Consider the following 22,774-nt stretch of genomic DNA (forward strand, 5'->3'; position numbering starts at 1 on the left):
CGGGTCCTCCTCGGGTGACTTAACAGGTGTAAAGCCACCGTAGACCCGTCGCTTAACGCGTGTAAAGTGGCTTCCGTGGCCCGGGACCTCCGCAGCGACCTGCTCACCGCCGCCGCGGTGCTGGTGGAGCGGACCGGCTCGGCGGACACGGTCACGCTGCGCGGGGTCGCCCGCGAGGCCGGGGTCAGCGCGCCTGCGGTCTACGGGCACTTCGCCGACCTCGACGCCCTGCTCGACGCGGTGGTGGAGCGCGGCTTCACCGACCTGGTGGCGGCGATCGCGGCGGCCACCGACGGCGTCCCCGACCCGGTCGAGCGGCTGCTCGCCGGCTGCCGGGCCTACGTGCGGTGCGGGCTGGCGGCGCCCGGCCGCTACCGGGCGATGTTCGGCGCCCGGCAGGTGCCGGCGGGGGACCGGGCCTTCGCCGTCCTGGTCCGGGCCGTCGACGCCTGCGTCCGGGCCGGCCGGTCGGCCAGCACCGACGTGCGCGCCGACGCCGGCCTGGTGTGGACCGCGCTGCACGGTCTGGTCACCCTCTGGGCGGGGTGGGACCGGCCCTGGCCCGACCCCGAGGAGCAGGTCGGCGCGCTGGTGACGCGGCTGGCGCTGCTGTCCCCCGAGGTCAGCGGCGGGAGCGCTTGACGGCGTACATCGCCGCGTCGGCGCGGCGCAGCAGCGTGTCGGGTGTGTCCCCGCGCCGCGACAGCGTGACGCCGGTGCTCGAGCGCAGCGGCGGGCCGCCGTCGGTGGGCTCGCCCAGCACCCGCCCGATGCGGGCGGCGAGGGCGTGCGCGGCGGACTCGCTGCCGGTGCCGGGGCACAGCACGACGAACTCGTCGCCGCCGATGCGGGCCACGGTGTCCCCGGGGCGCACGGCCGAGCCGAGCGTGGCGGCCATCCGCAGCAGCGCGGCGTCGCCCGCGGCGTGCCCGAGGGTGTCGTTGATCGCCTTGAAGTCGTCGAGGTCGCAGTAGAGCAGCGCCGCCGGCAGGCCCTCGCGCTCCTGCACCCGGAGCGCCTGCTCGATGCGGTCGACCAGCAGGGCGCGGTTGGGCAGTCCGGTCAGCGCGTCGTGCAGCGCCGCCTCGCGCAGCCGGGCCTCGAGCCGGCACTGCGCGGTGACGTCCATCAGGGCGACGACGGCGCCGGTGACCCGGCCGGAGGCGTCGACCACCCGGTCGCCCGAGGCCCGCAGCAGCCGCGGCGACCCGTCCGGGGAGGTGATCGCCAGCTCGACGTCGCGGACCCGGCCCTCGTCGAGGACCCGCTGCAGCGGCAGCTCCGACACCGCCATCGGCCGGCCGTCCACGGTGGTCAGCCCGAACGCCTCGACGATCTCCGGGGTGAGCCGGGCCTGCTCGACGGCGTGCTCGTCGCCCAGGCCGTGCCACTGCCGGGCGACGCGGTTGAACATCGTCAGCCCGCCGTCGGCGTCCGCGGCGACCACCCCCACGGGCAGCGCCTCCAGCAGGGCGCGGGTGAAGGCCTCCGAGCGGCCGGCGTGCGCCGCGGCGGCCTCGGTCTGGTCGCGGGCGGCCGCGTTGGCGACGGCGAGGTCGGCCAGCTCGCGGGCCTGTCGCCGGCGCTGGAACAGCGCCACCACGACCGAGGCGAGGTCGGCCAGCCGCTCCCCGGCGTCGGGGGCGAAGGCGTGCGGGGCCTCGTCGAAGACGCACAGCGTGCCCACCGTCGTGCCGTCGACCACGAGGGGCGCGGTGGCGTAGGCGCGCACCCTCGCACGCCGGCCGTCGACCCACGGGTTGGCGGCGTGCACGGGGTGGCTCGCCAGGTCGTCGTACACCTGCGGGCCCGGGGAGCCGGTGGTCGTGGCCGAGCACAGCGACTCGTCGCGCGGGGTGCTCGCGCCGTCGAACCCGTGGGGTGCCAGCTGGTGCTGCCAGCGGGTGTCGAGCAGGTTGACCGTGGCGCAGGGGACACCGGTGACGGCCGCCGCCACCCGCACCACGGCGGCCAGCTCGGCGTCCTCGGCGGCGTCCAGGACGCCGAGGTCGGCCAGGAGCCGGGCCTGCCGGGCACGCAGCTCGGCGAGCTCCTCGGGTGGGGTGCAGACGCGCATGCCACCGGATCGGCCCTCCTCCGGGCCGCCTGCAGCGACCCGGGGGAGGCGTCCCCCGATCAGGTGAGCGCGCGCACGACCTCCACGACGGCGAGCACGGCGAAGACGACGAACAGCACCGCCGCCGCCCGGCGGATGAGGGCCACCGGCAGCCGGTCGGCGAGCTTCTTGCCGAGGAACACCGCCAGGCCGCTCACCACGAGCAGCGCCGCCCACGCCCCGATGAAGACCGACACCGGCGAGTCGTAGCGGGCGGCCAGGCCCGCGGTGGCCAGCTGCGAGAGGTCGCCCCACTCGGCGGCGAACAGCACGCCGAAGGAGATCGCGGCCGCCCGCAGGAACGACGTCCGCTCCCGTGCGTCCGCGGCCTCCCCGCCGTCCTCGGGTCCCTCGTCGGCGCTGCGCCACAGCAGCACCGCGCCGACGAGGAACAGCACGGCCACGACGCCGGCCACCAGCGCCTCGGGCAGCAGCGAGAGCAGGCTGCCGGCGGTGACGGCGATGGCCACCTGCAGGCCGAAGGCCGTGCCGACGCCGACGAACACCGGCAGCGGCGGGAACCGGGTGGCCAGGACCAGGCTGGCGAACAGCGTCTTGTCCGGCAGCTCGACCGGCAGGACGAGGACGAACGCCGTCACGACGACGGACAGCACGATCACGGGTGGGTCTCTCTTCCGCTCGGCACGGCCGGGCGGGGGCGCACGCCTCCGACCGGCAGTGCGACGACTGCTCGGCCGAAGGTCTCGCCCACCCGCGCGGGGCGCGGGCCCGCTGACCGGGCGGCTCCCGCGGGAGCGCGCCAGCGTGTCGACCAGCGGACGGGGGGCTACTCCCCTTCTCGGCCGCCCACCCTAGCCGACGGCGCGCGGGAAACCCGGTGCGCGCGGGTGTGGCTCCGGTTACCGTCCGCCCGTGCCCTTCCGTTGACGCCCGTCCCGCACCCCGCTGCCGGCCGCCGCCCGGCCACTGGCCCGCCTGGCCGTGGCCTGGACCGCGCTGTCCGGGCTCGCCCCGGTCTACCCGCTGTACGCGCTGCTGTTCCTCGACACGGGGCTGTCGCAGGCGCAGGTGTCGGGCCTGTTCGCGCTGTGGTCGGTGACCGCCCTGCTGGCCGAGGTCCCCACCGGCGTGCTCGCCGACCGCTGGTCCCGCCGCGGGGCGCTCGTCCTCGCCGGCGTGCTCGAGGCGGCCGGTTTCGTGCTGTGGACGGTCGCGCCCGGCCTGCCCGGGTTCGCCGCCGGCTTCGTCGTCTGGGGCGTGGGCGGTGCCCTGGCCTCCGGCGCGGCCGAGGCGCTGGTCTACGACGGCCTGACCGCCGTCGGCGCGGAGGACGCCTACGTCCGCGTGCACGGCGCGACGACGGCGGCCGAGCTGCTGGTGCAGGTGCCGACCGCGCTGCTGGCCGGGGTGCTCGTGCAGGCCGGCGGCTACGCGCTGGTCGGGTGGGTCAGCGTGGCGGTCTGCCTGGCCGCCGCGGCCCTGGCCACCCGGTTCCCCGAGCCGCCGCACGTCGCCGACGACGACGAGCCGGAGGTCCCGCTGCGCCGGGCGGTCGGCGCCGCGCTGCGCCGGCCGGGCGTGCTCCTGGTCGTCGTCGCCGTCGCCGTGCTGGGCGGGCTGGACGCGATCGAGGAGTACTTCCCGGTCATGGCGCGCGAGCAGGGCGTGCCCACCGAGCTCGTCCCGGCCGCCGTCCTCGTCGTCGCGCTGGCCGGGGCGGCGGGTGCGGCGCTGGCCGGCCGGGCGGCGCGGCTGCCGTCGCGGGCGCTGCCGCTCCTCCTGCTGTTGTCGGCGGTGCTCCTCGCGATCGGCGCGGCGGTCGACCACCCGGTCGCCGTCGCCGCCGTCGCGGTGTCCTACGGGCTGTACCTGGCGGTGCTCGTGGTGGGGGAGACGCGGCTGCAGGAGCAGGTGCCCACCGCGGTGCGGGCGACGGTCACCTCGGTCGCGGGGCTGGGCATCGAGGCCGCCGCGCTGCTGGTGTTCAGCGCGTGGGCGCTGGGTGGGGCGGGCGCGGTGGCGGTGCTGTTCCTCGCCGTCGTCCCGGTCACCTGGTCGGCGTTCCGGCCGGTCCCCGTCGACAGGTGAGCTCTCACCGCGACAGAGGCACCTCCGGAGCGGGCGGCCGCACCGACAGCCGGGGCAGCAGGGCGTGCACCAGCGGCCCGATGGCCAGCGCGTACAGCACGGTGGCGACGCCCAGGGTGCCGCCGAGCAGCCAGCCGGCGGCCACGACCGCCACCTCGATCGACGTGCGCACCAGCCGCACCGAGCGCCCGGTGCGGCGGACCAGGCCGGTCATCAGCCCGTCCCGCGGCCCCGGACCGAGGTGCACCCCGATGTAGGCGGCGGTCGCGACGGCGTTGAGCAGGATCCCGGCCGGCACGAGCCCGACCCGGACGGGCAGGGACCCCGGCTCCGGGAGGACGGCGAGCACGGCGTCCAGGGCCAGGCCGATGACGACGACGTTGCTGACCGTGCCCAGCCCCGGCCGCTCGCGCAGCGGCACCCAGGCCAGCAGCACCAGCGCGCCGACGACGATGGTGACCACCCCGAGCGACCAGCCGAGCTGGCGGGCCAGTCCCTGGTGCAGCACGTCCCACGGCATGACGCCCAGGCCCGAGCGCACCAGCAGGGCCATCGACAGGCCGTAGAGCACCAGCCCGGCGTAGAGCTGGACGAGGCGACGGGGTCCGGGGAGCTGGCGCACGGCACCGATCCTGCGTCAGGACCGGCCCGGGGGCCGCAGGCCAATCTGGGCGAGTGGCCTGGCCCGCCCCACCTACCGGGCGGTGCGGCGGGCGATGCGGGCGGCGAAGACCCCGGCGGCGTGGCCGTTGTCGATCGTGCTGACGACGACGCCCGGGGACGCCGCGGTGAGCATCGTCAGCAGCGCCCCGAACCCGCCGAAGGAGCCCGGCTGCCCGGTCGAGGTGGGCACCGCGACGATCGGCACGTCGGTCATCGCCGCGACCGTCCCGGCCAGCGAGGCGTCGAGCCCGGCGACGACGACCAGGCAGTCGACGTCGTCGAGCAGCGTGCGGTCGGTGAGCAGCGAGCGCAGCCGGCCGCCGCCCACGTCGTCGACGCGCACCACCTCGGTGCCGGTGACCCGCGCGACGAACGCCGCCTCCGCCGCCACCGACGCGTCGGCGCTGCCGGCGCAGAGCACGCCCACCCGCCCGACCGGCTCGGGGACCGGCCCGACGGCGGCCGACATCGCCGCGGCGTCGACGGTGGAGCCGGGGTGCTCGGAGGCCAGCGCGACGAGGGTGTCGGCGCCGGCGCGGACGACCAGCGCGGGCCGGTCGGGGTGCGCGGCGCGGGTCTCGCGGACCAGCGCCAGCACCTGCTCGGTCGAGCGGCCCACCCCCCAGACGACGTCGGGCTCGGCCGGCACGGGGCGCCCCGGCGGCGCGGCGGGCGCGGGGCCCAGCGACGGCTCGCCGGGGGCGCCGAGCGACAGCGGCGGGTCGGCGGGACGGGGCGCGGGGGTGCTCAGCAGCGGCGAGAAGCCGCCCACCGGGTCCAGCGGCGAGGCCGGCACGGGCGCAGGGCGCGGCGTCGGCAGCGGCGTGTCCGGTGCGCGGGTCTGGGTGAGCGCGGACAGCGCCACGACCCGGTCGCGGCCGCTGCGCTTGGCGTCGTACAGCACCCCGTCGGCGGCGGCGAACAGCGTGCGGCGGTCGTCGCCGCGGGTGGCCGAGGCGATGCCGACGCTGATGGTCACCGGCACGGGGACACCCAGCGCGGCCCAGTCGTGGCCGGCGACGGCGCGGCGGATCCGCTCGAGCGCGTGCTCGGCCTGCTCGGCGGTGGTGTCGGGCAGCAGGACGACGAACTCGTCGCCGGCCCACCGGCACACCTCGTCGGTGTCGCGGCAGCCGGCCAGCAGCAGATCGGCGACCGTGCGCAGCACCGTGTCCCCGCCGGGGTGGCCGACGGCGTCGTTGATCGCCTTGAACCGGTCGACGTCGACGACCGCCAGGGCCGGGGTGGTCCCCGCGCTGAGCAGCCCGTCGAGGCGCGCCTCGGCGTAGCGCCGGTTGGGCAGGGAGGTCAGCGGGTCCTCGTAGGCCTGGCGGCGCAGCTGCCCGGCGGCCCGCTCGTTCTCCAGCAGGCTCTTGCGCCGGCCGAACAGCTCCACCCAGCGGGTGCGCCGCTCGTCGACCCGGTCGAGCTCGTCGGCGAGGTAGGCCTGCAGGTAGGGCAGCGCGCGCCCCGCGTCGTCGAGCTCGGCGTGCAGCGTGCACAGCTCGCGCAGCGCCGCCCGCCGCAACCGCGGCAGGCCGTGCTCGGTGGCCAGCGCCAGTGCCTTGGCCAGCTGCTGGTCGGCGCCGCGGCCGTCGCCCTGCCGCCGCAGCGCGCGGCCCAGGGCCAGCAGGGCCGAGGCCAGCAGCGCCCGGTCGCCCCGGGCGCTGCTGGTGCGGACGGCGGCGCGCAGCGGGCCGGTGGCCGCGGCGTGCTCGCCCAGGCCGACCAGCGCCCAGCCGTGCACCACCTGCGCGGCGACGACGCCGCCGGCGTCGGGCGGCAGCTGGGCCAGCGCCCGCTCGGCCAGCGCCCGCGCCTCGGCGAACCGCGGCCGGGCCGAGTCGGCGTCGCCGTCGTCGAGCAGGGCCTCGCCGAGCTCGGCGCACAGCTCGCCCAGGCAGGTGGCCGCGCCGGCGGCGAGCACGTCGGGGTCCTCGTCGGGGCCGAGGACGCCGGCGGCGACCGCGGCGGTCGCCGTCTCCAGGGCGCGGCGCTGGTAGTCCAGCGCCAGCGGCATGAGCTCGAGGTCGGCCAGGACGCCGGCGAGGGTGCCGAGCGTGTCGACCAGCAGCGCGCTCGGCGGCAGCTGCGGGTCGAGCAGGCTCGCGGCCTCGACCGCCTCGTCCATCGCGGCGTCGATCCGGCGGGACAGCAGCTCGATGCGGGCGTGCCGGGCCAGCCCCGCGGCACGCTGCAGGTCGTCGTCGCTGGCGTCGAAGGCGGCCTTGGCCGAGCGGACCAGCGCGATGGCCAGGGCGGCGTTCGCGGCCGACTCCGAGCGCGGGTCGTCCTCGCCCGCCTCCGCGGCCGCCGCACCGTCGCCGCGGTCGAGCAGGCCGGCGACGCCGGCGTGCAGGTCCAGCGACTCGGTGGCCTCGGGCGCGTCGAGGGGCTCGCCGACCAGCGTGAACCCGGCGACCCGCAGCCGGCGCACCAGCAGCTCGGCGCGCAGGGTGTCGGCCCAGGCGCGGCCGAGGCCCGCGGCGTCGGCGGGGTCGGCGTCGGCGGGGACCTCGTACGGCGAGGAGGGGTCGACGACCGACAGCAACCGCTCGGCGTCGTCGAGCTGCCAGTTGGCGAGGGCGGCGGTCACCCGGTGGTGCAGGGCTCCCGGTGGCACCAGCGCACTGTGCACGTCGTCGGGGAGGGAGTCGAGCGCCCGGGCTCCGGCACGCCGGAGCCGACCGCCGGCGTCGTCCGTCCCGTCACTGGCGTCCCAGGCGGGGCGCCCCGTCACGGCGCCGCCCCGCCCGCGGGCAGGTCGTCGTCCGCCGTGGGCGCGTCGTCGACGAGCCCGGGGGCGCGCACCCGGTTGCGCCCGCCGCGCTTGGCGGAGAACAGGTGCAGGTCGGCGGTGTCGAACAGCGACCGCCAGCCGACCGGCGCGTCGCGGTCGTCGGCGACCGCGGGCGCGGTGGCCACCCCGATGCTCACGGTGATCGGCTCGGACAGCGGCAGGTCGGCCCAGTCGGCCTCGGCGACGGCGGCCCGCAGCCGCTCCGCGGCGGCCAGCGCCTGCGCCTGCGTGGCGGCCGGCAGCACCACGAGGAACTCGTCGCCGGCCCACCGGTACACCTCGTCCCCGGCCCGGCTGTGCTCGCGCAGCAGCGCCGCCACCCGCCGCAGCACCTCGTCGCCGTGGGAGTGCGAGGCGTCGTCGTTGACCTCCTTGAACCGGTCGACGTCGACGACGGCCAGCGACAGCGGCTCGGCGCCCAGCCGCATCCCGGCCAGCCGGCGCTCGGCGCTGCGCCGGTTGCCCAGCCCGGTGAGGGCGTCCTCGAGGGCGTGCCGGCGCAGCACGGCGGCCTGCCGCTCCACCTCGCGCAGCCGGCTGCGGCGGACGAACATCTCCGCCCACAGCTCCCGGCTGCGCGCGTGCGCCCGGCCGGTGTCGGCGCGGTAGGCCTCCAGCCAGTACAGCGCCTCGGCGGGGCGGCCCATCGCGGCGGTGGCCTGGCCGAGCTCGAGCAGGCACTGCCGGTAGCGGCGCCGGTCGGCGGTCGCGGCGAAGGCGCCGGAGGCGTCGACGAGCAGGTCGGTGGCCTCCTCCCCGCCCCCGCCGCCGCTGTGCTCCTGCGAGAGCCGGGTCAGCAGCCGGGCCAGCGCGAGGTCGGCGTAGCCGCGCAGCCACGTGCCGCCGCCGCGGTGCACCCGCCGGTGCACCGACCGCAGCGGGCCCAGCGCGCCGTCGAGGTCGTCGTGGCAGCACAGCGCCCAGGCCTGGACGACGTCGAGCAGGTCCTGGTCGCCGGGCTCGGGCTCGACGGGCAGCGCCCGGGCCTCGGCGGCCGCGGCGAGGGCGGTGCCGGCCAGCGCCCGCGCCCGCGCGGCGTCCCCGCGGCGGCGCAGCGTCTGGGCGAGCTCGACGTTCTGCTGCGCGCACAGCCGCAGCAGCTGCCAGCGGTCGGTGAGGTCGGGCAGCCGGGCGGCGACCTCGTGCCCCCGCTCGGCGTGGGCGACGGCGAGCTCCTCGAGGTCGAGCGCGGTGAGGGTGAGGGAGAGCCACAGGTGCGCCTGGTGCAGCACGCGGGTCGGCTCGGCGGGGACCTGCTCGGTGAGCAGGCTGGCGTCGACGGCGAGCAGCATCGCGGCGTCGAGGTGGTCGGCGGCGGCCTCGACGTGCGCGAGGTAGGCCAGCACCAGGGCCGTGCCCGCCGACGCCGGGCAGGCGCCGAGGGCCTCGCGGGCGGTGGCGACTCCCGCCGCGGTGGCCTCCCGGTCGCCGTCGACCAGGCCGCGGCGGGCCGCGAGCGCCGCGGACCAGGCGGCCCAGCCCGGGTCGCCGGCGGCGGCCAGCGCGGGCTCGGCGTCGTCGAGCTCGGCGCGGAAGGCGTCCGCGTCGTCGCGGGAACTGGCGACCAGCAGGCGGCGCAGCGCAGCGTCGAGGTCACCCTCGGTGAGGGCAGACGGGCCGGGGGTCACGCACCCCTCCTCCCCGACGCCGGTCGTCCGGCCGCTGCTGGCCGGCGGTGAGGCAGCTCCCCCCGGACGGGACGGGGCCCCTGCCCGACCGCACTACCCTCGTCGGGTGCCCCAGACGCCTCCGACGCGGTTCGCCTATCTCGGGCCCGAGGGTACCTTCGCCGAAGCGGCGCTGAGCAGGGCCGTCGCCCCCGGGGAGGGCGTCCGGCAGCCCGCCGCGAGCGTCGCCGCGGCCCTGGCGGCCGTGCGCGCGGGCGAGGCCGACGCCGCCCTGGTGCCGCTGGAGAACTCGGTCGAGGGCTCGGTCCCGGCCACCATGGACGGCCTGGCCGAGGGCGACCGGCTGGTGGTCACCCGCGAGGTGTTCCTGACCGTCTCCTTCGTCCTCGCCGCGCGACCTGGGGCGACCCTCGACGCCGTGGGCAGCGTGGTCAGCCACCCCCACGCGCTCGCCCAGACCGCGCGCACCCTGGCCGGCCTGCTCCCCGGCGTCCCCGCGCTGCCGGCCTCCTCGACGGCGGCCGCCGCCCGCGCCGTGGCCGAGGGCGCCCACGACGCCGCCGTCTGCGCGCCGATCGCCGCCGAGCGCTACGGCCTGGTGCCGCTGGCCGAGGACGTCGCCGACCACCCCGGCGCGGTCACCCGCTTCGTGCTGGTGTCGCGGCCCGGGGCGCTGCCGGTCCCGACCGGCAACGACAAGACGTCGCTGGTGGTCGTCGTCGCCGACCGCACCGGCGCCCTGCTCGACGTGCTGCGCGAGTTCGCCGTCCGCGGGATCAGCCTGACGCGCATCGAGTCACGGCCCACCCGCGACCGGCTGTGGGTGTACTCCTTCTCCCTCGACTGCGAGGGCCACGTGGCCGAGGCGCGGGTGGGGGAGGCGCTGGCCGCGCTGCACCGGGTGTGCGAGGACGTGCGCTTCCTCGGCTCCTACCCGCGCGCCGACGGCCGCACCAACCGCCCGGTCCCCAACGAGTCGGCCGACACGGCCTTCGCCGAGGCCGGGCGGTGGCTGGCGCGCCTGCGCACCGGCGAGGTCTGACCGGGCACTTCCGCGGAAGTGCCCGCTCTAGGCGGGCTCGAGCTCCCGCTCGGGCTCGGGCTCCGGGCGGCGGGCCAGCCGGCCGGGCCACCAGGTGCGGTCGCCGAGCAGGTACACCGCCGAGGGCACCACCAGGGTGCGGACGACGAACGTGTCGAGCAGGACGCCGAAGCCGACGATGAACGCCAGCTGCACGAGGATGAGCAGCGGCAGCACCGCCAGCGCCCCGAAGGTGGCCGCCAGCACCAGGCCGGCGCTGGTGATCACGCCACCGGTGACGGCCAGCGCGCGCAGCACCCCCTGCTTGGTCCCGTGCCGCTGCGACTCCTCCCGCGCCCGGGTCATGAGGAAGATGTTGTAGTCGATCCCCAGGGCGACCAGGAACACGAAGCCGATCAGGATGATCGTCGGGTCGCTGTCGGCGGTGCCCAGCAGCGGCTCGAAGACCAGCGCCGAGACGCCGATGGTCGCGGCGAAGCTCAGGACGACGGTGCCGAGCAGCACCAGCGGCGCGACGATCGCCCGCAGCAGCAGGGCGAGCACCACCGTGATCACCAGCAGCACCAGCGGCACGATCACCCGCAGGTCGCGCGCCGAGGTGTCGAGGGTGTCGAGGTTGGTGGCCGTCGTCCCGCCGACCAGGGCGTCGGGGTCGGCGTCGCGCACCGCCTCGCGCAGGTCGGCCACCGTGCGCTCGGCCGCGATGCTGTCGGCGGCGTCGGCGAGGGTGGCGTCGAGCTGCACCAGCCCGTCGACCTCCTGCGGCTGGGCGTCCGGCGCCGGCGGGCCGTCCGACCCGGTCACCGGGGTGACGGCGGCGACGCCGGGCACCGCGGCCGCCGCGGCGGCGACGTCGGGCCAGGTGTCGGCCGGCGTGACGATCACCGCCGGGCTGCCGCTGCCGGCGTCGAAGTGGCGGGCGAGCGCCTCCTGGCCCTGGGCACCCTCGGGGTTGCCGCGCACCGCCTCGGACAGCGGCAGCCCGTCGGCCTGGAACGTCGGCGCGAAGACCGCGGCGGCGAGCAGGGCGGCGACGCTGATCGCCAGCACCCGGCCGGGCCGGCGCCCCACCGCGTCGGCGGTGCGCTGCCACCCGCCGTTCCGCTTCGGCTCGCTGCCGTAGCGGGGCCGGAAGGGCCAGAAGGCGGCGCGGCCGAGCAGCACGAGGACGGCGGGCAGGAAGGTCAGCGAGGCGACCACCGCGAGGACGACGTTGACCGCCGAGATCGGCCCCAGGCCGCGGTTGGAGGCGAGGTCGGAGAACAGCAGGCAGAGCACGCCCAGGACGACGGTGGCGCCGGAGGCCAGGATCGGCTCGACCGAGCGGCGCAGCGCGACCCGCATCGCCGCGACCGGCGACCGCTCCACCCGCAGTTCCTCCCGGTAGCGGGCGACCAGCAGCAGGCCGTAGTCGGTGGCCGCGCCGACCACGAGGATCGAGGCGATGCCCTGGCTCTGCCCGTTGACGGTGATGATCCCCTCGCGGGCCAGCAGGTAGGAGACGGCCTGGCCGGCGGTCAGCGCGAGGCCGGCCGTGCCGATCACCAGGAACGGCAGCAGCGGACTGCGGTAGACCACCAGCAGGATGAGCAGGACGACGCCGAACGCGGCCAGCAGCAGCAGCCCGTCGATGCCGGAGAAGCCGTCGGCGAAGTCGGCGAACACGCCGCCGGGGCCGGTGACGTAGGCGGTGGTGCCCTCGACGTCGTCGACGGCCCGCATCTCCTGCACCACCTCGGGCAGCGCCTCGCCGAGGTCGGCGCGCAGCGGGACGACGGCCTGCAGCGCCTCGCCGTCCTCGCTGGGGATCGGCGGGGAGGGCTCCCCGGCCAGGGCGTCGGCCTCCTCCGCGACGGCGGTGACCTCCGCGAGCGCGTCGCCGACCGCCTGCTGGGTGGCCGGGTCGATCGGGCCGTCGCCCTCCCACACCAGGACGACCGGGATCGCCTCCTCGTCGCGGAAGCGCTCCTGGAGCTCGGTGACGCGGGTGGACTCCGCGCTGTCGGGCAGGAAGGCGGCGTTGTCGTTCTCCTGCACCTCGGTCAGCCGCCCGCCGATGGCCCCGAGGGGAGCGGCCAGGCCGAGCCAGAGGACGGCGACCAGAGCGGGCAGGAGCCAGCGCAGGAGGGTGGTGCGTCGGGGCATCGGGGGCGACCCTTCGGTGCTCTAGAATCTCGACGTTCGAGACATTACGGGGGTGGGTGGATGACGCGCAACGACAGCGACCGGGTGGCGGTCACCCTCTTGCTGCGACGGCTGACCGTGGAGCTCGACGCCGTCGGTCAACGCTTCGCCGACGCGCACGGACTCGGACGCACCGACGTCCGTGCGGTCATCGCGATCATGGACGCCGCCCGCGCCGGCGAGCCCCTCACCGCCGGGGGGCTGGGCGCCGCGGTGGGTCTGAGCTCGGCGGCGGTGACCGCACTGCTCGACCGGTTGGAGCGGGCCGGTCACGTGCAGCGCGTGCGCGACGCCGCCGACCGCCGCCGCGTCGTCCTGCAGATGACCGAGCCGACGATGGCGGCCGGCGCCGCCTTCTTCGGCGGGCTGCAGCGGGGGCTCATGGCGGCGATGGCGGACTTCACCGACGACGACGTCGCCGTCGTCCGCCGGTGGCTGGCCGGGATGACCGAGGTGATCACCGCCCACCGCTGAGCACCCGCGCACCGATCGGCATAGGAGGCGATACGCACGTCCTGGAGCCCAGGACGTGCGTATCGCTTCCTGTGCCTGGAGCCCTACAGGTACAGGCCGGTGGACTCCTCGATCCGCTCGGCGGCGACGGCGTGCACGTCGCGCTCGCGCAGGATGATCAGCTCCTCGCCGTGGACCTCGACCTCGTGCTGGTCCTCGGGGGAGAAGAGCACCTGGTCGCCGACCTTCACCTGGCGGACGCCGGAGCCGACCCCGCGCGCCTCGCCCCACACCAGCCGCTTGGCAACCTGCGCGGTCGCCGGGATGAGGATGCCGCCGGTCGAGCGACGCTCGCCGTCCTCTCTGCGGAGGGACACGAGGATCCGGTCGTGCAGCATCTTGATCGGCAGGCCGCTGCCCTTGGCGACGTCGGATGGCACGCGATCACGGTACGCGGGGGCCTGGTGACCCCTGAGCACCCGACCCGCTGGTCTCGCTCGGGGCTCCCTGTGGCAGGTGGAGCCATTCCAGAAACCCGGGACTGCTGTGACGAGTGGTGCGACTCGCCAGTGAACGTCCACTTCCGATCAAGTTCTTTGGCAGTTTTGGAGACCCTCAAGGCACGGAACAGTCCCGTCTCATACAGGGGACACAACGTCACACCTCGGCGCCCGCGCGGCGCCGGTGCTGTTCCGGAGAGGGTGAGAAGTGAACGCAGGAACGAAGGGCCGCCGCTCGGTGGCCTGGCAGCTGGCGGCGGGCGCCGCGGGCCTGTCGGTGGCGCTGGGCGGCTCGGTGCTGTTCCCGGGCCTCGCCGCCGCGGCCGATTTCGACGATGAGACCTGGGTCGGCCCGGTCATCACCGGCCACTCGACCTGTGAGTCGACGGTGACGCTGGAGTTCGCCGAGGTCGTCGTCGACGAGGAGACCAGTCAGAACTTCTCGTACTGGGCAAACGTCTCCGCCGCCCCGGAGGCCGGCAGCTCGGCGGGGGACGTCGTCCTGGACGAGACGGAGTGGCAGGAGCTCACGGTCCTGCCGTTCGGAGACGGCCTCGCCGCCGAGGTCCCGCTGACCGATGGGAAGAGCTACCGCATCGTCCTCGAGGCCCGCGAGGACAGCTTCGGGAGTTTCCGGAAGAGCGCGGACAGCGAGCCACTCGACGTCGCCGTCTCCGGGGCCCCGTGCGGTACCGAGAACCCCGGCACGCAGGACCCCGGCACGCAGGACCCCGGCACGCAGGACCCGGGCACGCAGGACCCGGGCACGCAGGACCCGGGCACGCAGGACCCGGGCACCCAGGACCCGGGCACGCAGGACCCGGGCACCCAGGACCCGGGCACCCAGGACCCGGGCACCGAGGACCCGGGCACCGAGGAGCCGACGCCTGAGAAGCCGGTCGACATCCCGGTGACCCCGGTCAAGGACCCGGGTGGCACGCCGCAGGTGCCCAGCGCGCCGATCGTGCCGACCACCGTGCCCAGCACCCCGCTGAAGCTCACCACCGACCAGGGCGCCGACACGGAGCTCAGCGTCGGGGAGAAGCTGACGATCAAGGGCGAGGGCTTCATGCCCTTCTCGAGCGTCTCGGTGATCATCTACTCGGAGCCCCGCGTCCTGACCACCGTCCTCGCCGACGCCCAGGGCCGCTTCGAGGTCGAGGTCACCGTCCCGTCGGACCTGCCGGCCGGGAACCACTCGCTCGTGGCCTCCGGTGTGGATCCCGACGGCAACGAGCACTTCCTGCGCCTCGACGTCACCGTCGACGAGGCCGGTGCGGTCGCCGTCACCACGGCGTCGTCGTCCGGCGGTGCGCTGGCCTTCACCGGCGCCGAGCCGCTGGTGCCGGCCCTGCTCGGTGGCGCCACCCTCGTCGGTGGTGGCCTGCTGGTCCTGGTGAGCCGTCGCCGCAAGGCCGCGCAGCAGGACTGACCGACACCAGGTAGACGCCGGCGGCCCCGGCGGTCCGCTCCCCAGGGAGTGGCCGCCGGGGCCGTCGGCGTCTCAGCCCCAGCCGAGCTCGTGCAGTCGCTCGTCGCTGATGCCGAAGTGGTGGGCGATCTCGTGGACGACGGTCACCGTCACCTCCTCGACCACCTCCTCGGCGGTCTCGCAGACGTCGCAGATGGCCTCGCGGTAGATCATGATCCGGTCCGGCAGCGTGCCGCCGTACTGCCAGCCGCGCTCGGTGAGCGCGAAGCCCTCGTAGAGCCCCAGCAGGTCGGGCTCGTCCTCGTTGCGGTCCTCGACCAGCACGACGACGTTGTCCAGCAGCGCCATGAGCTCGGCCGGCACCGCGTCGAGGGCGTCGGCGACCAGCGACTCGAAGACCTCGCGGGGGAGCGGCCTCACCAGCTGGTGGGCAGCGGGCGGCCCTCCTCGTAGCCGGCCGCGCTCTGCACCCCCACGACCGCGCGCTGGTGCAGCTCGTCGATGGTGCGGGCGCCGGCGTAGGTGCACGACGAGCGCACCCCGGCCACGATGCCGTCGACGAGGTCCTCCACGCCGGGGCGGGCCGGGTCGAGGTACATGCGCGAGGAGCTGATGCCTTCCTCGAACAGCCCGGCGCGGGCCCGCTCGAAGCCGCTCTGCGCCGCCGTCCGCGCCTTGACCGCGCGCGCCGACGCCATCCCGAAGGACTCCTTGTACAGCCGGCCGCCGTCGTCGTGCATGTCCCCGGCGCTCTCGTAGGTGCCGGCGAACCAGGAGCCGACCATCACGTTGGCCGCGCCCGCGGCCAGGGCGAGCGCGACGTCGCGCGGGTGGCGCACCCCGCCGTCGGCCCACGCGTGCCGGCCCAGCCGGCGGGCCTCGGCCGCGCACTCCTCGACGGCGGAGAACTGCGGCCGGCCGACGCCGGTCATCATCCGCGTGGTGCACATCGCGCCGGGGCCCACGCCGACCTTGACGACGTCGGCGCCGGCCTCGACCAGCTCGCGGGTGCCCTCGGCGGTGACCACGTTGCCCGCCACGACCGGCGTCGTCCCGGCCACCGCGCGGACCGCACGCACCGCCTCGACCGCCTTCTCCTGGTGGCCGTGCGCGGTGTCGACGACGAGCACGTCGACCCCGGCGGCCAGCAGCGCCGAGGCCTTGCCGGCGACGTCGCCGTTGATCCCGACGGCGGCCGAGGTGAGCAGCTGGCCGGTCGCGTTGACCGCGGGCGTGTAGAGCGTCGAGCGCAGCGCGCCCTTGCGGGTGATGACGCCGACGAGCCGGTCGCCCTCGACCACCGGCGCGGCGCTGACCCGCTCGCCGGAGAGCACGTCGAACGCCTTCGGCAGGTCGGTGCCCGCGGGGATGGTCAGCGGGTGCTCGGCCATGACCTGCCCGAGCTGGCTGAACCGGTCGACGCCCTGGCAGGCGCCGTCGGTGACCACGCCCACCGGCACGCCCTCCTCGACCACGACGACGATGCCGTGCGCCCGCTTGGTCATCAGCGACAGCGCCTCGCCGACCGTCGACGTCGGCGACAGGGTGATCGCGGTGTCGTAGACGGGGTGCCGGGCGTGCACCCAGGACACGACCTCGGTCACGACGTCGACCGGGATGTCCTGCGGCAGCACCGCCAGGCCGCCGCGGCGGGCGATCGTCTCGGCCATCCGGCGGCCGCTGATCGCCGTCATGTTGGCGACGACGACCGGGATCGTGGTGCCCACCCGGTCCGGCGTGGTCAGGTCGACCTCGAGCCGCGAGCCCACGGTGCTGTGGTTGGGCACCATGAACACGTCGGCGTAGGTGAGGTCGGTGGCCGGGCGGTTGCCGCCGAGGAATCGCATGCCCCCGAGTGTCCCAGCACTCCCCCGTGCGGGGAGGTGTCACCGCGGGTCCGGCTCCTCCCGGGCGCGCCTCTCTACGATCGGGGGGTGATCGACCTGCGCCTGGTGCGCGAGCACCCCGACGTCGTCCGTGCCAGCCAGCGCGCCCGCGGTGCCGACGAGTCCCGGGTCGACGCGCTCCTGGCCGCCGACGAGGCCCGCCGCGCCGCCGTCAAGCGCGCCGACGACCTGCGCGCCGAGCAGAAGACGGCCTCCCAGGCGGTCAAGAAGGCCGGCCCCGAGGAGCGGCCCGCCGTCCTGGAGCGGGCCCGGGCGCTCGCGGCGCAGGTGAAGGAGGCCGAGGAGGCCCAGCGCGCCGCCGACGCCGCCCTGCGCGTGGCGCACCTGGCCATCCCGAACGTGGTCGCCGACGACGTCCCGCCCGGCGGTGAGGACGACGCGGTGACCCTCCGGACGGTGGGCGAGGTCCCGTCCTACGACTTCGAGGTGCGCGACCACCTGCAGATCGGCGAGGCGCTCGGCGCCATCGACACCGAGCGCGGCGCCAAGGTCTCCGGCGCGCGCTTCTACTTCCTCACCGGCCCCGGCGCGCTGCTGGAGTTCGCCCTCGCGCAGCTCGCGATCACCCGCGCGGTGGCCGCCGGGTTCACCCCCGTCGTCGCCCCCGCGCTGGTCAAGCCCGAGGCGATGGAGGGCACCGGCTTCCTCGGCGAGCACGACGAGGAGGTCTACCGCGTCGAGCGCGACGACCTCTACCTCGTCGGCACCTCCGAGGTCGCCCTGGCCGGCATGCACGCCGACGAGGTCCTCGACCTGTCGGCCGGCCCGCGCCGCTACGCCGGCTGGTCGTCGTGCTTCCGCCGCGAGGCCGGCTCCTACGGCAAGGACACCCGCGGGATCATCCGCGTGCACTGGTTCGACAAGGTCGAGATGTTCAGTTTCTGCCGCCCCGAGGAGGCCGCCGCCGAGCACCTGCGGCTGCTCGCCTGGGAGGAGGAGTTCCTCCAGGCGCTCGAGCTGCCCTACCGCGTCGTCGACATCGCCGCCGGCGACCTCGGCACCAGCGCCGCCCGCAAGTACGACATCGAGGCGTGGTTCCCCAGCCAGGGCACCTACCGGGAGCTCACCAGCACGTCGGACTGCACCACCTTCCAGGCCCGCCGGCTGGCCATCCGCTTCCGCGACGCCGACGGCCGGCCGCAGCCGGCGGCCACGCTCAACGGCACGCTGTGCGCCATCGCGCGCACCATCGCCTGCCTGCTGGAGGTGCACCAGCGCGCCGACGGGTCGGTGCACGTCCCGGTGGCGCTGCGGCCCTGGCTGGGCGGTCACGAGGTGCTCACGCCCGGCATGACGCTGGCCGCGCCGGTCCCCCCGGCGGCTGCGTGAGCGAGACCGTGCCCCGCGCCGTCCTCTCCGGTCACGTCCCCTCCCCGGACGCCGACCGGGTGGTCGAGCCCGGCGACCTCGGCAGCTGGCGCCCGCGGCTGGTGGCCAGCGACCTCGACGGCACGCTGCTGACCTCCGAGGGCGTGGTCAGCCCGCGCACCCGCGCGGCGCTGGACGCCTGCTGGGCCGCCGGCATCCCCGTCGTCGGCGTGACCGGGCGCGGGCCGCGGCTGCTCGACAGCGTCCGCACCGCGCTCGACGGGCGCGGCATCGCCGTCCTCGCGCAGGGCGGCTACGTCGTCGACCTCGACCGCCGGGAGGTGCTGCGCGCGGTGGGTCTGCCGCGCGAGCAGGCCATGGCCGTCATCGAGCGGATCGAGTCGGTCGCCGGCGACCTGATCCTGGCCGTGGAGGACGCCGCCGAGCAGGCCGAGGCGTTCGCGCCGCTGCGGGTGCAGCACGGCTTCGACTGGCCCTACCCGGAGCCGGCGCACCTGCTGCCGCGCCACGCGGTCGTCCCCGAGGGAGCGGTGCTCAAGGTGTTCCTGCGCTCCTCCACCCTCGGCCAGGACGAGCTGCTCGCCCGCGCCCGCCGGGTGGTCGACCCGGCCGAGGCCGAGGTCACCCACGCCGGGCTGGGGTTCATCGAGGTGCTGCCGCCGGGCGTCACCAAGGCCACCGGCCTGGCCGTCGCCCTCGAGCACCACGGCGTCGGGTTCGCCGACGTGCTCGTCTTCGGCGACATGCCCAACGACCTGCCCATGATCACCGCGGTCACCGAGGCCGGCGGGCGGGCGGTCGCGGTGGCCAACGCCCACCCCGCCGTCCGCGCGGCCGCCAGCGCGCTCACCGGCGGGCACGACGCCGACGGCGTCGCCCGCTACCTCGAGGCGGTGCTCGCCGGTGTCTGACTGGCGCCCCCGGCTGATCGCCAGCGACATGGACGGCACGCTGCTGCGGTCCGACGACACCGTCAGCGACGCCACGGTCGCCGAGCTGCGCCGCTGGCAGCACGACGGCGTCCCCGTCGTGCTCGCCACCGGCCGGCCGCCGCGCTGGATGCACCGCATCCGGCAGGTCGTCACCGAGGGCACCGCCGTCTGCTGCAACGGCGCGGTGCTGCTCGACCTCGGGCGCTTCGAGATCCTCGAGGAGGAGGCGCTGCCCCCGGCGGTGCTCGGCGAGATCACCGCCGGCCTGCGCGCCGAGCAGCCCGGCACCTGGTTCGCCGTCGAGTACGGCCTGGAGTTCCGTCACGAGCCGGTCTACCGGCCGCGGTGGGACGTCGACGCGCCCGGCGTGGCCGAGGCCTCGCTGGAGGAGATGGTCGCCGCGCCCGCGGCCAAGCTGCTGGCCCGCCACGAGGACCTCGACCGCGACACGTTCGTCGCGCTGGTGGAGCGCGTCGTCGGCGACCTCGCCACGGTGACCAACTCCTCCTCCGACGCCCTGGCCGAGATCTCCGCGCGCGGCGTCACCAAGGCCAGCGGGCTGGCCCGGGTCGCCGCGCGGCACGGCGTCGGTCCCGAGGACGTCGTCGTCTTCGGGGACATGCCCAACGACATCGCCGCCTTCGACTGGGTGCGCGAGGGCGGCGGCCGGGCGGTGGCCATGGCGCACGCCCACCCCGACCTGCTGGCCGTGGCCACCGACGTCACCGTCGGCAACGACGACGACGGCGTCGCGGCCTTCCTCGCCGCCCTCTAGCCCGGCTTGAGATCGCGCCCTCCCTGCCGATGTGTCGGAGCGACCGGCACCCCGCCACGGAAGGCGATCCATGAGCCAGACCCCCGCCCGCGTCCCGACGTCCGCCGAGCCCCGCTCCTCGGGCTGGAGCCTGCACACGAGGCTGCTCGGCGCGATCCTCGTCGTCGCGCTGACCACGCTGGGGGTCGGGCTGTTCGGCATCGCGCGGATGTCGGTCCTCGCGGACAAGGCCGACCAGGTGTACGACGAGGGCGCCACGCCGCTCGACGGGCTGCGCCGCCTGCAGGTCGACTGGTGGGAGCTGTCGGCGCACACCGCGCGGGCCAACATCCCGACGCTGCCGCCGGCCACCCTCCAGGAGGCCCGGGAGTCCGCCGCCGCCGCGGGGGAGGCCATGGTCGAGCACGCCGACGCCGTGGCCGGGATGCCGCTGTCCGACGACGCCCGCGCCGGGTTCGAGGAGTACCGGACCGCGTCGCAGACCTACCTGACGGCGCTCGCGCGGCTGCAGACCCTGCCGCCGACCTCGCCCGACGCGCTGCCGCTGCTGCAGACGATGTCGCAGAACGAGGACGTCATCGAGGAGTCGCTGACCGCCGCCACGACGTCGGCCGCCGCTGCCGCCCGCGCGACGGTCGCCGAGGCCCGTGACGCCTACGCCTCGGCGCGCACCCTCACGCTCGTCGTCGTCGGGCTGGGCCTGGTCGTCTCCGTCGTGCTCGCCCTCGCGGTGGCGCGCAGCGTGACCCGGCCGGTGCAGCGGATCCGCGAGGTCCTCGGCGAGGTCGCCCGCGGTGACCTGCGGGTGCGCGCCGGCGCCACCGGCGGCGGTGAGCTGGGCGAGGTGGCCCGGTCGCTCGACGAGACCCTCGACGCGCTCGGCGGCGTGCTGACCCTGGTCCGCGACTCCGCCGACCGGCTGCAGGGCGCCTCCACCCAGCTCGACACCGCCGCCGGCAGCATCGCCGAGTTCTCCCGCGCCGCCTCCGACCAGACCGACGTCGTGGTCGCCTCGGCCGGTGAGGTCGCCGCCAGCGTCGACACCGTGGCCACCGGCTCCTCGCAGATGGAGTCGGCGATCCGCGAGATCGCGCACAACGCGACCGAGGCCGCCCGGGTCGCCGGTCAGGCCGTGGGCGTCGCGGAGACCACCACCCGCACCGTCGGCAAGCTCGGCGACTCCTCGCAGGAGATCGCCACCGTCGTCAAGCTGATCAACGGCATCGCCGAGCAGACCAACCTGCTGGCGCTCAACGCCACCATCGAGGCCGCGCGGGCCGGCGAGGCGGGCAAGGGCTTCGCGGTCGTGGCCAGCGAGGTCAAGGAGCTCGCCCAGGAGACCGCGCGGGCCACCGAGGACATCTCCCGCCGGGTCGAGGCCATCCAGGCCGACACCGCCGGCGCCGTCGAGGCGATCAGCCGGATCAGCTCGGTGATCGGCGAGATCAACGACTTCCAGGCGACCATCGCCGCCGCCGTGGAGGAGCAGACGGCGACGACCAACGAGATGAACCGCAACGTGGCCGAGGCGGCGGGCGGGACCCGTCAGATCGCCGCGGCGATCACCGGCCTGGCCGACGGCACCCAGCAGACCAACGCCCGCGTCGGCGATGCCCGGCAGGCCGCCGCCGAGCTGGCGCGGATGAGCGGTGAGCTGCAGGACGCCGTCCGCCGCTTCTCCGTCTGAGCGCGGGCTCCGCCGGGATCAGGTGACCTGATCGTCGGGCGTCCTCCCGCACCGCCCACCGTGCAGGAGGACGCCCGCAGGTGAGGGAGGACGTCGTCCGGGCGCCGCAGCGCGGGCCGCTCAGGCGACGGCGTCCTCGGGGTCGGCTCCCGGCTCGGGGCACCGGACCACGCGGAACGGGCGAGGGCCGGCCGGCGGCTGGGCGAGCAACCGGGCCACCCGTACGAGCGCCGGGCTGGAGGGGCCGAGGTCCTCCTGCGTGACCCGGACGACGCGGACGTCGTGGTCGCGGATCCGGTCCTCGCGCCGCTTCTCGTCCCACAGCACCGCCTCCGGCGAGCGGCCGTCGCGCGGGGCGGCGTACTTGACGCGGCCGTCGAACTCGACGGCCAGCGCCGCCTCCTCGTACCAGGCGTCGACCCGGCCGAGGAAGCCGCGGGGACCGTGCAGCTCCACCTGCAGCTCGGGGCGGGGGAGTCCCGCCTGCAGCAGCGCCAGCCGCCCCCGCGTCTCCAGCGGCGACTCGGCGCGGCCGTCGGCGAGGCCGAGTGCACGTGCGGCGGCCCCGATGCCCACCCAGTGCGTCTGCCGCAGGACGGCGGCCTGCAGGGCGCCCCGCCCCACCTGCTGTGCCTGCATCGCCGCGTCCATGGCGATCACGGCGTCGACGAGGGACCAGTCGCGCGCGCAGTCGATGAGGGTGCGTGCCGCGGTGGTCACCCGGAACGCTCCGTCGTCCACGACGTCCTCGGCAGGCAGGGCGGCCGCCGCGATGCGGTACCCCCGGCCGCACCGCCACTCGTCGGCGTGCGTGAGGCGCACGTCGTCGTCGGCCTCGCGCGGCAGGACGAGCCCGTGGAAGCGGGCTGCCGACGCGTGGCTCAGGACCGGGCCGGGGTCCAGGACGGCGAGCGCGGCGGCGCACACCAGCAGGTGGCGCGCGCGGGGGTCCTCGGCCGTCGCCAGCCACCGCGCCGTCGGCACGTACACGCCCCGGCGCAGGCGGTGCCAGGCCCGGGTGCGCACGGCACTGCGGACGTCGTCGGGGCGGTAGCCGGCGCGCCGGGCGTCGTCCACGGTGAAGACGCCGCCACGACGCCGCGCGGCGAGCTCCAGGTTCGGGTCCACGCGGGGAGCCTGCGCCTGCGGAGCGCTCGCGGGGACGGTCCGGGCGGATCCGTGGACGGGCTCCGTCGGCGCCGTCGACCTGTAGACAACCGCGTCCTCCCGCACCGCAGCGCGTCCTCCCGCACCGCAGGACGTGCGGGAGGACGCCC

The 22,774-nt window shown here is 76.3% G+C and carries 19 protein-coding genes; 9 read left to right on the forward strand and 10 right to left on the reverse strand.

All coding sequences use genetic code 11. From position 1 onward, the window contains the following. Positions 1-75: 75 nt before the first annotated feature. Positions 76-642 (forward strand): TetR/AcrR family transcriptional regulator, encoded by a 567-nt coding sequence (locus ACI8AD_RS20750; protein ID WP_456872423.1) that lies wholly within the window; start codon positions 76-78, stop codon positions 640-642. On the opposite strand, the gene ACI8AD_RS20755 is transcribed toward ACI8AD_RS20750, so the two are convergent. Together ACI8AD_RS20755 and ACI8AD_RS20760 are read right to left on the reverse strand one after the other, a co-directional pair. Next, positions 623-2,077, reverse strand: a complete 1,455-nt coding sequence (locus tag ACI8AD_RS20755; protein ID WP_456872424.1) for a diguanylate cyclase domain-containing protein — start codon at positions 2,075-2,077, stop codon at positions 623-625. The genes ACI8AD_RS20750 and ACI8AD_RS20755 overlap by 20 nt on opposite strands. A 59-nt stretch (positions 2,078-2,136) precedes the next feature. Beyond that, positions 2,137-2,736 (reverse strand): TMEM165/GDT1 family protein, encoded by a 600-nt coding sequence (locus tag ACI8AD_RS20760; protein WP_456872425.1) that lies wholly within the window; start codon positions 2,734-2,736, stop codon positions 2,137-2,139. 322 nt (positions 2,737-3,058) lie between these two features. Between ACI8AD_RS20760 and ACI8AD_RS20765 the strand changes: the two genes are divergently transcribed. Then, the gene (locus ACI8AD_RS20765) at positions 3,059-4,165 is read left to right on the forward strand and encodes an MFS transporter (protein WP_456872426.1); all 1,107 of its coding nucleotides are present in this window, start codon (positions 3,059-3,061) and stop codon (positions 4,163-4,165) included. 4 nt (positions 4,166-4,169) lie between these two features. Here the strand turns inward: ACI8AD_RS20765 and yczE are convergent, their stop codons facing one another. The 3 genes from yczE to ACI8AD_RS20780 form a co-directional block, all read right to left on the reverse strand. Beyond that, a complete protein-coding gene (gene yczE / locus ACI8AD_RS20770) occupies positions 4,170-4,787 on the reverse strand; it encodes a membrane protein YczE (protein WP_456872427.1) in 618 nt (205 codons plus the stop codon). Between the two features lie 72 nt (positions 4,788-4,859). Continuing rightward, positions 4,860-7,451, reverse strand: coding sequence for a diguanylate cyclase domain-containing protein (locus ACI8AD_RS20775; RefSeq protein ID WP_456872428.1), 2,592 nt, complete (start codon positions 7,449-7,451; stop codon positions 4,860-4,862). Between the two features lie 113 nt (positions 7,452-7,564). Then, positions 7,565-9,256 (reverse strand): diguanylate cyclase, encoded by a 1,692-nt coding sequence (locus ACI8AD_RS20780; RefSeq protein WP_456872429.1) that lies wholly within the window; start codon positions 9,254-9,256, stop codon positions 7,565-7,567. A gap of 106 nt (positions 9,257-9,362) precedes the next feature. On the opposite strand from ACI8AD_RS20780, the gene pheA reads away from it, so the two are divergent. Then, the gene (pheA, locus tag ACI8AD_RS20785; RefSeq protein WP_456872430.1) at positions 9,363-10,298 is read left to right on the forward strand and encodes a prephenate dehydratase; all 936 of its coding nucleotides are present in this window, start codon (positions 9,363-9,365) and stop codon (positions 10,296-10,298) included. A gap of 27 nt (positions 10,299-10,325) precedes the next feature. Here pheA and ACI8AD_RS20790 read toward each other — a convergent pair whose 3' ends face one another. Then, the gene (locus ACI8AD_RS20790; RefSeq protein WP_456872431.1) at positions 10,326-12,443 is read right to left on the reverse strand and encodes an MMPL family transporter; all 2,118 of its coding nucleotides are present in this window, start codon (positions 12,441-12,443) and stop codon (positions 10,326-10,328) included. 60 nt (positions 12,444-12,503) lie between these two features. On the opposite strand from ACI8AD_RS20790, the gene ACI8AD_RS20795 reads away from it, so the two are divergent. Continuing rightward, positions 12,504-12,956, forward strand: a complete 453-nt coding sequence (locus tag ACI8AD_RS20795) for a MarR family winged helix-turn-helix transcriptional regulator (RefSeq protein ID WP_456872432.1) — start codon at positions 12,504-12,506, stop codon at positions 12,954-12,956. An 83-nt stretch (positions 12,957-13,039) separates the two neighbouring features. Here ACI8AD_RS20795 and ACI8AD_RS20800 read toward each other — a convergent pair whose 3' ends face one another. Next, positions 13,040-13,375, reverse strand: coding sequence for a GroES family chaperonin (locus ACI8AD_RS20800; protein WP_456872433.1), 336 nt, complete (start codon positions 13,373-13,375; stop codon positions 13,040-13,042). Positions 13,376-13,643: 268 nt separating this feature from the next. Between ACI8AD_RS20800 and ACI8AD_RS20805 the strand changes: the two genes are divergently transcribed. Further along, a complete protein-coding gene (locus ACI8AD_RS20805; RefSeq protein ID WP_456872434.1) occupies positions 13,644-14,867 on the forward strand; it encodes a hypothetical protein in 1,224 nt (407 codons plus the stop codon). 72 nt (positions 14,868-14,939) lie between these two features. On the opposite strand, the gene ACI8AD_RS20810 is transcribed toward ACI8AD_RS20805, so the two are convergent. Then, complete coding sequence (locus ACI8AD_RS20810) at positions 14,940-15,287, reverse strand: metallopeptidase family protein (protein WP_456872435.1); 348 nt, start codon at positions 15,285-15,287, stop codon at positions 14,940-14,942. Beyond that, positions 15,284-16,714: a GuaB1 family IMP dehydrogenase-related protein gene (locus ACI8AD_RS20815; RefSeq protein ID WP_456872436.1), complete on the reverse strand. Its 1,431-nt coding sequence runs from the start codon at positions 16,712-16,714 to the stop codon at positions 15,284-15,286. The genes ACI8AD_RS20810 and ACI8AD_RS20815 overlap by 4 nt, the downstream gene beginning before the upstream one ends. A gap of 87 nt (positions 16,715-16,801) precedes the next feature. On the opposite strand from ACI8AD_RS20815, the gene serS reads away from it, so the two are divergent. The 4 genes from serS (at position 16,802) to ACI8AD_RS20835 (ending at position 21,497) form a co-directional block, all read left to right on the forward strand. Next, complete coding sequence (serS, locus tag ACI8AD_RS20820) at positions 16,802-18,103, forward strand: serine--tRNA ligase (protein ID WP_456872437.1); 1,302 nt, start codon at positions 16,802-16,804, stop codon at positions 18,101-18,103. Further along, positions 18,100-19,014, forward strand: coding sequence for an HAD family hydrolase (locus ACI8AD_RS20825; protein ID WP_456872438.1), 915 nt, complete (start codon positions 18,100-18,102; stop codon positions 19,012-19,014). Before serS ends, ACI8AD_RS20825 begins: the two co-directional genes overlap by 4 nt. Next, on the forward strand, positions 19,007-19,810 hold the full coding sequence (locus ACI8AD_RS20830) for an HAD hydrolase family protein (RefSeq protein ID WP_456872439.1): 804 nt from the start codon (positions 19,007-19,009) through the stop codon (positions 19,808-19,810). Before ACI8AD_RS20825 ends, ACI8AD_RS20830 begins: the two co-directional genes overlap by 8 nt. 70 nt (positions 19,811-19,880) lie before the next feature. Continuing rightward, positions 19,881-21,497, forward strand: a complete 1,617-nt coding sequence (locus ACI8AD_RS20835; RefSeq protein ID WP_456872440.1) for a methyl-accepting chemotaxis protein — start codon at positions 19,881-19,883, stop codon at positions 21,495-21,497. Positions 21,498-21,617: 120 nt separating this feature from the next. Here ACI8AD_RS20835 and ACI8AD_RS20840 read toward each other — a convergent pair whose 3' ends face one another. Beyond that, positions 21,618-22,625: a type IV toxin-antitoxin system AbiEi family antitoxin domain-containing protein gene (locus tag ACI8AD_RS20840; protein WP_456872441.1), complete on the reverse strand. Its 1,008-nt coding sequence runs from the start codon at positions 22,623-22,625 to the stop codon at positions 21,618-21,620. Between the last annotated feature and the right edge of the window lie 149 nt (positions 22,626-22,774).

The sequence above is a fragment of the Geodermatophilus sp. SYSU D00766 genome (genome assembly GCF_054049915.1).